Here is a 14,595-nt window from a genome sequence, read left to right on the forward strand (position 1 = left end):
CTCAGCTCATCCGGTGCCGACCGCGCTCATTTGATCATCCGACGGCTCGGGCATTCTGTCCAGTGGGCGCAGGGTGACCATCACCACTCGAAACAGGGGGGTAACCTACGGTTGCGTAGATAGCATGTGCGCCATGAATGCCGCCGCGCCCGACCCCGCCGCTGCCGCTCCGGTCGACACCGCGCCAGGGCCCCCAGCAGCTCCGCCGGTTCCGGTCAAGCCACGGCTGCGAGGGTGGCTGCACGCCGGCATGTTCCCCGCCGCGCTCGTCGGCGGCGTGATCCTCACCGCCCTGGCGGACAGCCCGCGCGGACGCATGGCCTGCGGTATCTACACCCTCACCGCCTGCGCGCTGTTCGGCGTGAGCGCCCTCTACCACCGGGGCGACTGGGGCCCGCGCGCCGCGGCCGTGCTGCGCCGGCTGGACCACGCCAACATCTTCCTGATCATCGCGGGCACCTATACGCCCTTCACGCTGCTGCTTCTGCCCCAGAGCAAGCAGCAGCTGATGCTGTGGCTGGTGTGGGCGGGGGCGCTCGCCGGGATCGCCTTCCGGGTCTTCTGGGTCGGCGCCCCGCGCTGGCTCTACACCCCCTGCTATATCGCCCTGGGCTGGGCGGCGGTCTTCTTCCTGCCCGACTTCCTGCGCACCGGCGGCATCGCCGTGATGACGCTCATCGTCGTCGGCGGGCTGCTCTACAGCGTGGGCGCGGTGGTCTACGGCACCAAGCGCCCCAACCCGTCACCGCGCTGGTTCGGCTTCCACGAGGTGTTCCACTCCCTCACGCTGGCCGCCTTCGTCGTCCACTACGTGGGCATTTCACTGGTCGCCTATCAGCACGCCTGACCCTTCCCGCATCGACTCCCACATCAACCCTGATTGACAGTCCACACCGTCGTCTTCGCCGCCGGAATGCTCCCGGCCGGTCTGCTCGGCGACCGGTTCGGCCGCCGCGCGATGCTGGTGGCGGGCCTGGGGATCTTCCTGGTCGGCTCGGTCGTCGGCACCCTCGTGGACTCCGCGGCGCTCGTCGTCACCGCCCGCGTGATCATGGGCCTGGGCGCCGCGCTGGTCTCGCCGCTGGCCCTGGCCGTCGTGCCCACCTTCTTCGGCCCCGAGGAGCGCGCCAAGGCCGTCGGGGCCCTGAGCGCGGCCGCGGCGCTCGGCATGCCGCTGGGGCCGCTGGTCGGCGGCTGGCTCCTGGACCACTTCTGGTGGGGCTCGGTCTTTCTGATCAACATTCCCATGGCCGCCATCGCCATGGTCGTCTGCCTGTTCCTGCTCCCCGAGACCCGCGACCCGGCCGCCCCCAAGGTCGACGTCGTCAGCACCGCGCTGAGCGCCGGCGGGCTCTCCGCCCTCGTCTACGGCATCATCGAGGCCCCGCACCGGGGCTGGTCCGACCCGCTCATCTGCACCGCCCTCGCCGCCTCGGTGGCGCTGCTGACCGGCCTCGTGCTGCGCGAACGGCGGGCCGTACGCCCCATGCTCGACCTGCCGCTGCTGCGCCGGCCGGCCTTCCTGTGGAGCGCCCTCGCCGCCACGCTGACGAGCTTCTGCCTGCTGGGGCTGCTGTTCGTGCTGCCGCAGTACCTCCAGGCCGTGCTCGGCCACGACTCCTTCGGCACCGGGCTGCGGCTGCTGCCCATCATGGGCGGGCTGCTGGTCGCCGCCCGCACCGCCGGCCCGCTCGCCGCGCGCTTCGGGGCCCGGCCCGTGATCGCCGGCGGACTGTTGGTGATCTCCGGGGCCGCGTTCCTGGGCTCGCGTACCCAGGTGGGCGACGGCTACGGCATGACCGCGCTCTGGCTGACGATCACCGGCCTCGGCTTCGGCTTCGGCATCGTCCCGGCCATGGACGCGGCCCTCGGCTCGCTGCCCAAGGACCGCGAGGGCACCGGCTCGGGGCTCCTCATGACGCTGCGGCAGGTCGGCGGCGCCATCGGCATCGCCCTGCTCGGCAGCCTGCTCGCGGACGCGTACGACGACCGGCTGGACACCACCGGGCTGCCGCCGGGCGCGGCGGAGGCGGCCGGCGACTCGGTGGTCGCCGCCCGGCTGCTGGCCGAGCGCCTGCACAGCCCCGAGCTCGCCGCCTCCGCCGACCGCGCCTTCGTCCACGGCATGGACCTCACCCTGCTGGTCACCGCCGCCTCACTCGCCGCGGCCGCCCTCACCGCGCGCTTCATGCCGGGCCGGGGCGCGCAAGGCGATCAGGGCGCACGGGACGCACGGGGCGCAGCGGACACCGAGGCACCGGCAGCCATGGCCCAGGAGCGCACCGATGCCCGACAATGAGATCCATGGCACGCACCACCCCCACGGCCCCGCCCAAGCTCGGACTCCGTGAGCGCAAGAAGATCCAGACCCGGCAGGCGATCCGGCGCGCCGCGTACCGGCTCTTCGAGGAACAGGGGTACGACGCCACCCCGGTCGACCAGATCGCGGAGGCCGCCGACGTCTCCCCCAGCACGGTCTTCCGCTACTTCCCCACCAAGGAGGACATCGTCCTCACGGACGAGTACGACCCGATCATGGTGGAGGCGCTGCGCGGCCGGCCCCTCGACGAACCGCCGGTGACCTCCCTGCGCCACGCACTCGTCGGCCTGATGCGCCAGTACGCCGAGGACTTCCCCGAGGAGATGCTGGTCCGGCTGACGCTGATCCGACAGGTCCCGGCGCTGCGCGGGCGGATGAGTGAGGGCCTGGCCGAGACCGGCGACATGCTGGGCGAGGTGCTGGCCGAGCGCAGCGGGCGGGCGTCGGACGACCTCGACGTGCGGGTGGTCGTGGCGGCGGTCCTCGGGGCGGTACAGGAAGCGATCTTCCACTGCTTCGACCAGGGGCGGATCGAGGACGTGGAGAAGGACATCGACCACGCGCTGAAGTTCCTGGCCCGCGGCCTGCCCCTGTGACTGAGCAGGTCAGAGCGGCTGGGTGAGCGAACAGGGTAGGTCAGAGATCCACCAGCACCGCGCCCACATGCCGCCCCTCCAGCAGCTCGCGCAGCGCGCGCGGCGCCCGCGCGATGCCCGACAGGCGGACGTGCGGGAAGGTGAGCGTCCCCGACCGCAGCCCGCGGCCGAACTCGGCCGTCCACTCCGGGATCACGTCCATGTGGTCGTACAGCGCGATGCCCCGCAGCGTGATCCCGCGCGCGGTCAGCGCGACCGTGTCGATCTCCACCGGGGCCGTCGCGCCGCCCGTGGCCTGCCCCGACAGCGCCCCGACGATCGCGAACCGGGCGCCCCGGCGGGCCAGGGCCAGCGCGGCGCGCAACTGCTCGCCGCCGACGTTGTCGAAGACCGCGTCCAGGCCGTCGGGGGCCGCCTCGCGCAGCTGCTCCTCGATCGGCCCGGCGCCCCGGATCACCACCGCGTCGTAGCCCAGCTCCCGGGTCAGATACGCGGCCTTGCGCGGCGAGCCGGTGCTCCCGATGACCCGCTTCGCGCCCTTCAGCCGGGCGATCTGGCCCGCGAGCGACCCCACCCCGCCCGCGGCCCCCGTCACGAACACCGTGTCCCCGGACCGCACCTCGGCGCCCCGCACGATGCCCATCCAGGCGCTGGGTCCCTGGGACAGATGGGCGGCCGGGTCGGGCAGCGCGGCCGGGTCGAGCGGGTGCGCCTCGGCGGCGTCGACCACCGCGTACTCGCGCCAGCCGAACCGGTGCTCGACCAGCGTCCCGGCCCTGGGCCCGCCGCCGGGCGCGGCGACCACCTCGCCGACCGTCAGGCCCCACAGCGTCTCGCCCACCCCATAGGGCGGCATGAACAGGTCGGCCTCGCTGTTCATCAGGGTGCGCATCACGGCGGTCACGGCCATGACCCGGTTGCGCACCAGCAGCTGCCCGGGCCCCGGCCGGGGCACCGGGACCTCGACGACGTCGAAGTGTTCGGCGCTCAGCCGCTGCGCGGGACGCGGGCAGACGGCGAGGCGCACCTCGCGGTGCACGGCGGGGACGGCGGGCATCGGCGCTCCTCCATACGGTGCGCCGCGGCGGCCGGGCCGCCGCGGCGCGAGCCGGGCGATACAGCGACCGTAGGGCGCACCGCTCATGACCCGGTCAAGCCGCGGGTCGCCGAGCGCTTCCGGCCCTCACCCCAGCTTCCCCGCCAGCGCCCCCACGTCCGCCGTAGGCGCGTCACACGTGAACCGGCGGCACACGTACGCGGCGGGCCGCCCCTCCAGCAGCGGGCGGTCCAGCAGCAGCGGCACCTCCCGGGAGCCGGGCTCGCCGACCGCGATCACCGCCCCGGGCGCGGTGCCCAGGAGGGCGGCCCGGTGCAGGGCGCGGGTCGCCGGGTCGTCGCCGGGTCCGACGATGGCCACCTCGCGCGGCCCGTCCAGCAGCGCCTCGGCCACCGCGAGGCCCCACCCGATGAACCGCGGCACCCGCGCCCCGAGCGCCTGCACCACGCCGAGCGCACGCTCGGCCGCCTCCCGGTGGCGGTCCTCGCCGGTGACGGCCGCGTACGACAGCAGCGCTCCGGCCGCGGCCGTCCAGCCCGAGGGCGCGGCGTTGTCCGTCGGGTCCTGGGGGCGGCGGATCAGCGCCTCGGCGTCGTCGGCGGTGTCGTACAGCGTGCCGTCCTCGGCCGTGAAGTGGCGCAGCACGGTGTCCAGCAACAGGCCCGCGAACTCGACCCAGGCGCCCTCGCCGGTGACGGAGGCCAGCGCGAGGAAGCCCTCGGCGACGTCCGCGTAGTCCTCCAGGACGCCCGCGTGGGATCCGGCCGCGCCGTCCAGGGAGGTGCGGGCGAGCCGCCCCCGGTCGTCCAGGTGGACGCGCACCAGCAGGTCGGCGGCCGCGGCCGCGGCCTCGACGAGGTCGGGGCGGTCGAAGTACGCGCCGGTCTCGGCGAGCGCCGCGATCACCAGCCCGTTCCACCCGGCGACGACCTTGTCGTCGCGGCCCGGGCGCGGCCGCTGCTCGCGCGCCGCCAGCAGCCGCTCCCGTACGGAGGCGACGCGCCCGGCGTCGGCCGGCGCCTCGCGGTCGGGCAGCCGCAGCACGGAGGCTCCCTGCTCGAAGGTGCCCTCCTCGGTCACGCCGAAGTACTCGGCGGCGAGCTCGGCGTCCTTCTCCCCCAGCGCCTCGCTCAGCTGCTCCGGGGTCCACACGTAGTACGCGCCCTCGGCGTGGCCGCCCTTGCCGTCGTCGCTGTCGGCGTCGAGGGCCGAGGCGAACCCGCCCTGTTCGGTGCGCAGTTCGCGGACCAGGAACTCGGCGGTCTCCACAGCGACGCGGCGTGCGAGATCGCTGAGTCCATTAGCGGCTCCGCCGCGGGCGGTGGCCCGCCACAGGTGGGCGTAGACGCGGCACAGCAGGGCGTTGTCGTACAGCATCTTCTCGAAGTGCGGTACCAAAGGCCCATCGGGGCGAGCCCGCAGCACATACCGGTGGAACCCGCCTCCCAGCTGGTCGTACAGGCTCGAACGCGCCATCGCGCCGCACAGCCCCTCGGCCATCTCCCACGCCGCCACGGAACCGGTCCGCGCGTGGTGACGCAACAGGAACTCGACCACCATCGACGGCGGGAACTTGGTGTCGCCTTTGAACCAGCCGCTCGCGGGGTCGATGTCCCGGGTCAGCTGGAGGAGCGCAAGGGCCTGAGTCTCCTCGGTGGGCGTTCCGGCATCCCCGTTGCCCAGCTTCCGCCCGGCAAGGTCCCGAGTGATCTTCCCAGCGACTTCTCCCACCTCGTCCCGTCGGCTCGTCCAGGCGCTGTGCACACCTTCGAGCACCTGACGGAAGGACGGCATGCCATGACGGCTCTCGGGCGGGAAGTAGGTGCCGAAGTAGAAGGGCTCCCCGTCCGGCGTCATGAACACGGACATGGGCCAGCCGCCCTGCCCAGTGGCGGCTTGCACGGCCTCCATGTAGACGGCGTCCACGTCGGGCCGCTCCTCACGGTCCACCTTGACGGACAGGAAGCGCTCGTTCATGTACGCGGCGGTGTCGTCGTCCTCGAAGGACTCGTGCGCCATGACGTGGCACCAGTGGCAGGCGCTGTAGCCGACGCTCAAGAACACGGGGACGTTGCGCCGCCGGGCTTCTTCGAACGCGCCGGCCGTCCATGGCCACCAGTCAACGGGGTTGTCCGCGTGCTGGAGGAGATACGGGGACGTGGCCTGCGCAAGTCGGTTGGGCATACCTCCATCCTCGCGCACGCGCCGCCGCCGCGCCCATGCGCCACGGGGCGGTGCGCGAACGGGGCCGGTGCCGACGCACTGAGCCTTGATCCGCCGTCCTCAGCGGGTCGGGGTCGCCCGTCCCGGGTCACACGGCCATGGTCTGTCAGGCGCAGGTCACAGAACTCCGAGTTCCCTCATCCGCGTCACGAAGGCGGGCGCATCCGCGCGGAACCAGCTCGCGTCGTAGTACGGGAACTTCTCTTGATCGTAAACGAAGTCCTGGCCGAGGAACTGAGCGATGTACTTCTGAGCCGCGATTTTCTCGTCCCGTCCCTCCGGAACGGCGACGAACGAGGTGGTCCAGCTGAACCGCGCGCGCCCGTGAATACTGCCGTGCCAGATGTGAGGATCGAAGAGCACCACATCGGTCGGCCGGAGCGGGGGGCCGAAACCGGGCCAGCGGCGCTCCTCACCCAGTTCGTCAAATTCCGCTTCAACAGTCATCTCGTCCCGGTAGGCGGACAGTCGCCGTGCAAGGGCTCCCCGGTGGGATCCCGGCAGAAACTGGAGGGAACCGTCGGCCACTGACAGCTCATCCTGGTACACAACACATTTGACGGCCCTCAGGTCCGTGTCTCTGGTGTCCTGGTGCCAGGGCGACGCGTTGCTGAGATACGAGCCCTTCGGGGGCTTGACGAGCACGTCCTTGCCGAGCAGTTGCTCGGCGATGGCACGCAGCGGGGACTCGTTGACCAGTTCGCAACTAACGGGTGTTGTCGCCGAGTTCATCAGCGGCAGGAAATAGCTCGTGACACCGTCCACCGGTATGCCGGTCTTCGCCGCGGGCTCCCTCAGTTCGCGGAGCTGCGGATACTGATCCGTAAGGCTCTGAATGACTTCACAAAAAAGCTGCCCCGATTGATCGGGCGTGAAAAAGTCACGCACGACGACGAAGCCGAATAAATCAAAAAAGGCGAGTTGTTCAGAATCAAGGAGGCCCATGGCACTACTCCACTCTCATCTGGGCGTCAGCGACAACTGCGTTTCCAGGCTTGCTTGAGGACGAGGGAGACATCTTCTCGACAATTAGCTGGTAGCCGCGATGGATCTCGCGATACTGCCCAGGAATGGTCCGCAGGAAGGAGTCGATACCCAGCCTCGGGCGTTCACTCTCCGTGTTCATGAGGTTCCAGTCGTAGTCGTCAAAAATCACGACGCCGCCTGCCGTCATCAGCGACCACGTCAATGCAGCGTCGCAATAGACGTCGGCGGAATAGTGACTGCCATCAATGTATGCGATATCAAACCGGCGCGCGGCGATACCCAGTAGCGACAGCACACCCCCTGACGCGCCCTTGATTTTCTCTACCCGCTCATCGAATTGCGCGGTATTGACATCGAATCGCTGTTCAACGTCGGCCAGCGACGGCACAAGGGATTCATCCTCGTGATGCTCAATGCTACCCTCGAAGGTGTCTATGCACGTCAGCGAACATTCTTTCAAGAAATTGAGGAAGAAGAGTGCGGAACGGCCCTCCCAAGCGCCGATTTCGAGCACGCGCGTGAACCGGCGCCGGCGATCCGAGAGAATGTCTGCCCAGATTGGAATGTGACTTGTCGTCCAGTCGGACGAAAATTCTTTTCCGTCATACCAGCAATTGATTTCCGCTTCGGTCACGAGCCCGAGCTTCTGATCCATTACCCTTCCCTCGCGGTATGCGGTGGTTACGGTCGCCGCACTGGCGTCGATACCTTTAGGCAGCTCACTCCGCAGCTACGCAGGAATTTCAGGTCTCGGAATCAATCGAGACCTGGCGAAACCAGGCGATGGTTCGACGTAGACCGTCCGTGACGTTGACCTTGGGCTCCCACTCGAGCTCCCGTCTCGCCTTGGAAATATCGGGGCGACGACACTTCGGATCGTCGACGGGAAGATCAATGAATTTGATAGGTGATCGCGATCCGGTGAGCGACTTGATCAAAGTCGCGAGCATATCTATGCGAAGCTCCTCCGGGTTACCGAGATTCACCGGACCGACGAGGTCTGATCGCAACATTCTGACGATTCCGTCGACAAGATCGTCAATGAAGCAGAATGATCTGGTCTGACTGCCGTCGCCTGAGACGGTGATGGATGATCCGGACAACGCCTGAGTGACAAACGCAGGAACTGCCCGGCCATCACCGTGCCGCATTCTCGGGCCGAAAGTGTTGAAAATGCGTATGATGGCGATATCGACGCCATGCTGCTTCCGGTAAGCCATAGCCAGTGCCTCAGAGAACCGCTTTGACTCATCGTAAACGCTCCGCGGCCCGATGGGGTTGACATGTCCCCAGTAGCTTTCTGGCTGCGGGTGCAGCTGTGGGTCGCCATAAACTTCGCTGGTGGATGCGAGGAGCAGTCTCGCGCCTTTGCGTCGGGCCAGCTCCAGAGCATTCAGCGTGCCCAGGGAGCCGACACGCATCGTGGCCAGAGGCCTGCTCAAATAGTCAACAGGCGAAGCCGGAGAAGCAAAGTGGAGTACGGCGTCGACCGGCCCTTCGACATCGCATTCTTCGGAGATGTCGACGGTCCTCAGGTCCAGCTTGCTCTTGTCCGCGAACTCCAGATTTTCCTTGGATCCCGAGGTGAAGTCGTCGAGGCAGACCACATGAGTGCCCGAGCGGAGAAAATACTCGGCCAGATGGGAGCCGATGAAGCCGGCCCCGCCCGTGATCACGATGCGCCTCAGCACCGTACTCGAAGGGCTGTGCTCACCCCTGCTCACCACGTTCCCTCCCCAATGAGTTCTTGCGTCAGAACGCAGCAGGCCTGGCGTGTACGAGGAAGCTGTCCATTCCATCGGGGAACGGTGTGTCGTCAACTCGGACGATCACGAATCCGGCAAGTTCCAGGGCCGCCGTGACTTCCCGGATACGCCGCGGGTAGAGCTTGAGTTCGCGGAACCAGGTGGTCACCAGACGTCCGGATTCGTCCAGCTCCTCGTACCGGAAGGTGCAGGAGAGAACGCCCGTTTCGGGCGCATAGCGCGATTGTTCGCTGATATTCAGGCAGTGATCTCCCACGTAGTCGTACATACCGTGGGCCCTGGTCAGCGAGCCTGTTGGACCGGCGAGCGATCCGAGGTACGCCACATCGAAACGTGCGACGTCGAGGAGAAGATCCGTATCCGGCTTGCTGATGCTTCGGCAGTTCATGAACAGCTCGGTCAGCTGCGAATCGTCCAGGAGATGCGAGATCAGGTCGTAGGGCATCAAAATCGCATCCGCAGCCGCTGGCTCCGGTAGGTCCGGCAACACGCACTGATGCAGTTCGGCCTGCTGACCCAAACCTTCTTCGGTCAGGCGCTCTTGAAACCGTCGCAGCATCTCGGGAGAGCTGTCGATGCCGCAGACGCGATGGCCGAGTCTGGCGAAGGGAAGCAGTACGTCACCTATGCCACAACCCAACTCCATCACGGTGGAACCGGCTGCCAAGTGCTGCAGCGCGGAGAGGTAGACGGGTCCCACACGGGGAGAGATCCCCACTTTCAGTTCGTACAGCTCGGGGTTGTAGAACTCTTGCAGGCTCATCGCCGGCTCTCCATTCCACTCGGTGTTTCCGAACAAGCCGATAGAACTCATTGCGTGGTGGGAGATTGGTAGCGCGCCGGTGTCGCAGGACAGTGGCCTGGAACAGTGGACAGGCTTGTTGTCGCTGCGTCCTAGTCCGCGGACGGCGCCAGGTCGGGTAGGGCGCCGCTGTACTCGATGTTGGACATGCCGCCCAACCGGTACCTCAGCGTCGCCAGCTGTGTGCACCTGACGGGCACATCCAGCGCCACGAGCTGCTCAAGCAGGATGTCGTCCTCACCGACGCGTTCCGCCACCTCCAGCTGGGTGCGGGTACGTCGGAAGCTCAGAAGGCTGAGAAGCCTTCGTTCGAAGAGCCACTCGCCCATATCGATCATTCCTTGGGCGCCGTCGGGCAGGTCGAACTTGACGCTGCCGCGGACCACCGGTCCGTCGCCCATGACACCAAGGACACGTAGTTCCTGGAAGCGCCGGTCCGACAAAGATCCGGGGGGCAGCCAGGGAAAACGAGTAACGCTCGTCGGCCTGCCCTCCGAGTCGATCAGCGTGCGCCAGGAATGCACCGCAGGACTGCCGGTCGTGGCGGCAAGGCCCAGCAGACTCGACAGATGGTCGCGCTCCCATTCGTTGTCATCGTCGAGGAACGCCACGAAGTCACCCGTTGTTCTCCGCATGGCCAGGTCGCGCAGTGCCGCGATTCGTTCGAAGGGATCCTCCGTCGACGCGTCGGCTTGGTTGATGTGAATCACTTGCGCGTTGAGTGTCGCAGGGATGGCCGGGGCCTGAGCGGTAGTGCCGTCGATCCAGATGGTGGTGCGGATCTCTGCCGCTACATCCTGCTTGGCGATGCTGTTCAGCGCGCTGTCAAGAGTGGGACGTATGCCCTTGGTGATGACGACGACGTCGATCACGGGCAGGGATGCAGAGCCCGCAGCGGGACCCCTGGCGCCGAGGGTCGGCCTTTCACCACCCGGCCGGCCGAGGACGGTGCTGGTGGCCGGGATCGATCTACAAAGCGTGGCGGCCAGATGCTCGACCTGGTCCGGTTCGGCGAGGAACACATGGTGGGGCACAACGACACCGGTCTCGTGCCACGACCGAGAAAGCGGAACCGAGAACGAACCGTCGCCCTCGAGGTCAGCGTATTGTTTGATGGTGGCGGGTCGGTACAGCGGCCCGTCAGGAACTGGCGGATAGACGCGATCGAGCGCCACGCCTGTCCGGGCGTGCACATTTGTGATGATCTCATCCGGGTGTCGCCCGTCCGGAATGCGCATCGCGAGCCCGTAGAACGTACCAGCCGCCAGAACAGCCGCGTCCGCCGCCACGTCCCAGCCCTCGGCCTCCATGAGCTCACGGAACAGGCCGGCCTTCTCGGCACGCGACGCCGCCTGGTGCGGAAACCTGGCCAACTGGTCGAGAAGTAGAGCGGCAGATGTTTCGGGCAGTGCGTGGTTGGCACCATGGCACAGATATGCCGGCTCAAGTTCATTTGGTGCGGCCGGCTCCGGGGCACTGGCCCGGCGGCGCGAATCCATGACCAGCGAGTCCAGACGTGCGGCTAAGTCTGGATCGTCGGTGAGTACCGCACCCCCTTCTCCACATGTGATGATCTTCGTTGCCTGAAGGCTCATGACTGAAATATCGCCGAGCCCACCGAGACGTTGGCCTTGCGAGGACAGACCGAACTGGCAGTGAGAGACATCCTCGATGATGGGCACGTCCGGCCACAGGGCCCTGGCGCGGGCTACATCGAAGGGCTGTGCATAGAGGTGAATGGCCAGGATGGCACTTGGGGCGGTGGGAAGTGCAGCCGTATCGCCACAAGGTGACTGCTGGCTCGCGTCGAAGTAGACCGGGCGAGCGCCTACCCGGAACACAGCGGTGGCGCAGCTCACCCAGGTGGTGGCAGGCATGGCCACGGTGTCTCCGGGACCGATACCGAGGGCGTGGAGAGCCACCACGATGGCGCTGGAGCCGTTTGTGGTCAATGCCGCATGCTGACGCCCCGACATGGTCGCAAGCTCACGTGCGGCACGCTGATTGTCGGATGACCAGACACTTCGGGCACCACTCACCGCCAGTCGGCCACTGAGTAGTGGTCGGGCCAGAGCTCGCACTGATTTCTCGTCCGTCTGCGGCCATTCGGGCCAACCCGGTCCGCCGGGCCAGGAAGACATTCCTTCAACTGTCACGTGCGACTGCCTCCTACGTCAGGATGAGCGGGGTTCATGCGTGACGTCGGTGATGGGAAGGAAGTGCTGTGTCCGGCCAGTGGAGGCCGGCCGATGCACGCTCCTTCCGTTGACCGCAGGGCAGGTCGCGGGGGTGAGCCGCACGATGTGTTCCGCATAGTGGGGGTTCGTCTCCATGTCGAAGTCCACGTATCTGTTGCGGTAGCACCAGTTGCATTCTTCAAATCGGGACGATATGCCTTTCTCCCAGGCAGCGTGTTCCGCTCTCAGCTGCTGGTAGGAGGGGCTGTTCCAGATCTCTTCGAACGATGTGGTCGTGAGGTCGCCGAGTAGGTAACTCTCCCCCGGCTGTCCGATCAGGTGGTCGCAGAAGCCCACTCGACCCGCATAATTGAAGTAGCAGTACATCCACGGATGTGTGCAGGTCTTGGCCGCGTGCTCGGTTAATGCCCAATCTTCGTCCAAAGCCGCGTCAAACCGGACTTCGGCCCCTGTCTCCTCAGCCACGATTGCAGCTTCCGCGAGCGCCTCGGCAAGCCGGTCTCGATGAAAGCGGAGATTCTCTGGATCATCGTGGTCCAGCGTCACAGGGTTCAGATGGACGCGGAAACCGAGACGACCAGCCAGAGTGACGATCTGACTGAGCTCGTCCAACGCCTTGGACTGTACGACCACGTTGAGATTAATATGCTCTGTGCCGACCCCGCTTATGCGAGCCTCGTCCGCCAGGATCTCGAGGTTCCGGAGTATGGTCCGGAACTTGGCGCCGTGCCGGAGGCTTTCGAAGGTAGCCTCTTCAGCCGCGTCGAATGAGACGGCGATGAGCGCCCTGTTACGAACAAGGTGCCGCCATAGTTGTTCGTTCGGAACGGACAGATTTGTGACCAGCCGGACTCGGCAGCCGTAGCTGAGCGTCTTGTCTACGAATTCCGGAAAGTGCCGTAAGATCGTGCTCTCGCCCCAGCCGCGCAGATCCACGATCTCCGCAGTCGGAAACAGTTCGTCCGCGATCCGTTCGAATAACTCGAGGCTCATGTTCTTGGACCGGTCGAAAGGCCCGCCAGAACGGCACATGGCACATGAAAAATTGCAGTTCTCGGTGAGTTCCACGAAGAGCACTCGCGGGCGACTGCGGAGCTTGGTACACCCCTCTTCGAACTCTTTGAGATTCTGGGCACGATTGGCTTCACGGGTGAGCATGGTCAGTCCCCGATCCGTCGTCATTGGCGCGGATTGTCGAGCCGGCTAGCGAGTGAGATCCGACAGGTGTGTGAGCGGCCAGTCGGCCAACTCCACCATGAATGCCCTGCTTTGACACGTCGCGTCCGGCGCGATCATTGTGTTGTCCAGCTCGCTGAACCGGAACTGATGAAACTCACGACGGACTGCTACGGTGTGCTCCCAAAAAGGATGCCCGGCCAGGTCGAGGGCTGCTGCCAGTTCTGGATCCGGCATGGCATTAGGCATGGTGGAAACGTCGCTCAGGATGATGACCTGGCGCGCGCACCGTAGAGCTTCGCCGATCACCCGGCAGGCCGTTGCCTCCGGCAGAACTCGCCAGTAATCGGTGATGACAGCCACATCTGCATGCTGGTCAGCGAACGGAAGTCGCGTGCCCAGCAGTTGATAGGAAAGGCCTTCAACCGCGTCAGCCGTAGGATCAACGGTGAGTGCCGGCTGAGGCAAGGTGCTCGGCCACGCGTCCGCCGAACCAATCAGCAGCGTTCGCTCTGAGGCTGCAAGCACCGCCATAGCCTGTGGCAGCATGGAAAGTTTTGATGTGTCGATGGCTCTCGCGTCGAGCCTGTTACAGAAGTCGATCAATTCGGGGAGCACCTTGCGTGCTTCAACGATGTCGAAGCTGCACACGGCCTCCACTTCGATCACCGGATGTCGGCGGAGAAGGACGAAGTCGTTGCGACGGTCTCGGAGCAACTCGAGATGCCTGTCGCGGGTATGAGGCTGGTGAAATGCACGGGATTCGGGCACGAACACGGTCGGCAGTCCGGCAAGCCGAAGACGTAATCCAAGCTCCATGTCTTCGACACCCTTGACATCGAAACTCTCACAGAAGCCGCCGACTGCCTCAAAGACGTCGCGTGGGACACTCACGTTACATGTCCAGAAGAAAGCCCAGTCGCTGTCCACGGGCGTCGCAAGGAGTTCCGTCAGAGGGTCATGCAACAGGTCAATCGAACTAGCCTGCGCAAACACCTCATCGGCGGCGTCCCAATTCCAGTTGCCACCGATCTGAAGGGCCCAGGTTTCTGGAGTGAGCTCACGTCCGTGAGTATACCCGCAGGCTGCTACTGGTCGCTTGGCCTGAATGTCGCGGTGGACTGCCAGCATCTCTGGATGGGCAAGGCAGTCGACATCGAGGAATACGAGGAGATCTCCGGTGGCTAATCGAGCACCTCGATTCCGGGCCCCGGCCGCGCCTAGACTCTCGGAATTTCTGATCACCCGCAGATTAAGGGATGACAGCGCATCACGTGACTCGTGACAGAGAGAACGCGCGTCTTCCCGAGACCCGTCGTCCACGACGATGACCTCGAAGTCCGAGGTTGCGAGCGTCTGTTGCGTCAGACTCCGAAGAGTTCTCAGTAATTCACTCGGCCGATTGTGCGCAGGTACCACAACAGAAATGTCGGTCACGAAGACAAGGCTTCCTGTGTGAAGGATGCAAGC

General features: G+C 66.1%; 12 protein-coding genes. 3 read left to right on the forward strand and 9 right to left on the reverse strand.

Annotated elements, in window-relative coordinates; all coding sequences use genetic code 11:
- Positions 1-133: 133 nt before the first annotated feature.
- The 3 genes from trhA (at position 134) to ACWY4P_RS20275 (ending at position 2,916) form a co-directional block, all read left to right on the forward strand.
- A complete protein-coding gene (trhA, locus tag ACWY4P_RS20265; protein WP_456211947.1) occupies positions 134-847 on the forward strand; it encodes a PAQR family membrane homeostasis protein TrhA in 714 nt (237 codons plus the stop codon).
- Between the two features lie 66 nt (positions 848-913).
- Positions 914-2,299: an MFS transporter gene (locus tag ACWY4P_RS20270; RefSeq protein WP_456212999.1), complete on the forward strand. Its 1,386-nt coding sequence runs from the start codon at positions 914-916 to the stop codon at positions 2,297-2,299.
- 5 nt (positions 2,300-2,304) lie between these two features.
- Complete coding sequence (locus ACWY4P_RS20275) at positions 2,305-2,916, forward strand: TetR/AcrR family transcriptional regulator (protein ID WP_456211948.1); 612 nt, start codon at positions 2,305-2,307, stop codon at positions 2,914-2,916.
- 40 nt (positions 2,917-2,956) lie between these two features.
- Here the strand turns inward: ACWY4P_RS20275 and ACWY4P_RS20280 are convergent, their stop codons facing one another.
- From ACWY4P_RS20280 to ACWY4P_RS20320, 9 genes are all read right to left on the reverse strand, one after another.
- Positions 2,957-3,973 (reverse strand): MDR family NADP-dependent oxidoreductase, encoded by a 1,017-nt coding sequence (locus tag ACWY4P_RS20280; RefSeq protein ID WP_456211949.1) that lies wholly within the window; start codon positions 3,971-3,973, stop codon positions 2,957-2,959.
- A 126-nt stretch (positions 3,974-4,099) separates the two neighbouring features.
- Positions 4,100-6,157 carry a thioredoxin domain-containing protein gene (locus ACWY4P_RS20285; RefSeq protein WP_456211950.1) on the reverse strand — a complete coding sequence of 686 codons (2,058 nt, stop codon included), beginning with the start codon at positions 6,155-6,157 and terminating at the stop codon, positions 4,100-4,102.
- A 156-nt stretch (positions 6,158-6,313) separates the two neighbouring features.
- Entirely contained in the window at positions 6,314-7,141 is an 828-nt protein-coding gene (locus ACWY4P_RS20290; RefSeq protein ID WP_456211951.1) for a phytanoyl-CoA dioxygenase family protein, read from the reverse strand.
- A 4-nt stretch (positions 7,142-7,145) separates the two neighbouring features.
- The gene (locus ACWY4P_RS20295; RefSeq protein ID WP_456211952.1) at positions 7,146-7,838 is read right to left on the reverse strand and encodes a class I SAM-dependent methyltransferase; all 693 of its coding nucleotides are present in this window, start codon (positions 7,836-7,838) and stop codon (positions 7,146-7,148) included.
- A gap of 88 nt (positions 7,839-7,926) precedes the next feature.
- Positions 7,927-8,907, reverse strand: a complete 981-nt coding sequence (locus ACWY4P_RS20300; RefSeq protein ID WP_456211953.1) for a UDP-glucuronic acid decarboxylase family protein — start codon at positions 8,905-8,907, stop codon at positions 7,927-7,929.
- A gap of 28 nt (positions 8,908-8,935) precedes the next feature.
- Positions 8,936-9,712, reverse strand: a complete 777-nt coding sequence (locus ACWY4P_RS20305; RefSeq protein ID WP_456211954.1) for a class I SAM-dependent methyltransferase — start codon at positions 9,710-9,712, stop codon at positions 8,936-8,938.
- Between the two features lie 131 nt (positions 9,713-9,843).
- The gene (locus ACWY4P_RS20310) at positions 9,844-11,703 is read right to left on the reverse strand and encodes a DegT/DnrJ/EryC1/StrS family aminotransferase (RefSeq protein ID WP_456211955.1); all 1,860 of its coding nucleotides are present in this window, start codon (positions 11,701-11,703) and stop codon (positions 9,844-9,846) included.
- Between the two features lie 222 nt (positions 11,704-11,925).
- Positions 11,926-13,131, reverse strand: a complete 1,206-nt coding sequence (locus tag ACWY4P_RS20315; RefSeq protein ID WP_456211956.1) for a radical SAM/SPASM domain-containing protein — start codon at positions 13,129-13,131, stop codon at positions 11,926-11,928.
- Positions 13,132-13,152: 21 nt separating this feature from the next.
- A complete protein-coding gene (locus tag ACWY4P_RS20320; protein WP_456211957.1) occupies positions 13,153-14,562 on the reverse strand; it encodes a glycosyltransferase family 2 protein in 1,410 nt (469 codons plus the stop codon).
- Positions 14,563-14,595 lie beyond the last annotated feature (33 nt).

This window comes from Streptomyces sp. LZ34 (genome assembly GCF_053890475.1).

Coding starts and splice junctions, on each gene's coding strand:
- trhA (WP_456211947.1), top strand. CDS start 134: ATGAATGCCGCCGCGCCCGACCCCGCCGCTGCCGCTCCGGTCGACACC.
- ACWY4P_RS20275 (WP_456211948.1), top strand. CDS start 2,305: ATGGCACGCACCACCCCCACGGCCCCGCCCAAGCTCGGACTCCGTGAG.
- ACWY4P_RS20295 (WP_456211952.1), bottom strand. CDS start 7,838: ATGGATCAGAAGCTCGGGCTCGTGACCGAAGCGGAAATCAATTGCTGG.
- ACWY4P_RS20315 (WP_456211956.1), bottom strand. CDS start 13,131: ATGACGACGGATCGGGGACTGACCATGCTCACCCGTGAAGCCAATCGT.
- ACWY4P_RS20270 (WP_456212999.1), top strand. CDS start 914: ATGCTCCCGGCCGGTCTGCTCGGCGACCGGTTCGGCCGCCGCGCGATG.
- ACWY4P_RS20285 (WP_456211950.1), bottom strand. CDS start 6,157: ATGCCCAACCGACTTGCGCAGGCCACGTCCCCGTATCTCCTCCAGCAC.
- ACWY4P_RS20290 (WP_456211951.1), bottom strand. CDS start 7,141: ATGGGCCTCCTTGATTCTGAACAACTCGCCTTTTTTGATTTATTCGGC.
- ACWY4P_RS20305 (WP_456211954.1), bottom strand. CDS start 9,712: ATGAGCCTGCAAGAGTTCTACAACCCCGAGCTGTACGAACTGAAAGTG.
- ACWY4P_RS20280 (WP_456211949.1), bottom strand. CDS start 3,973: ATGCCCGCCGTCCCCGCCGTGCACCGCGAGGTGCGCCTCGCCGTCTGC.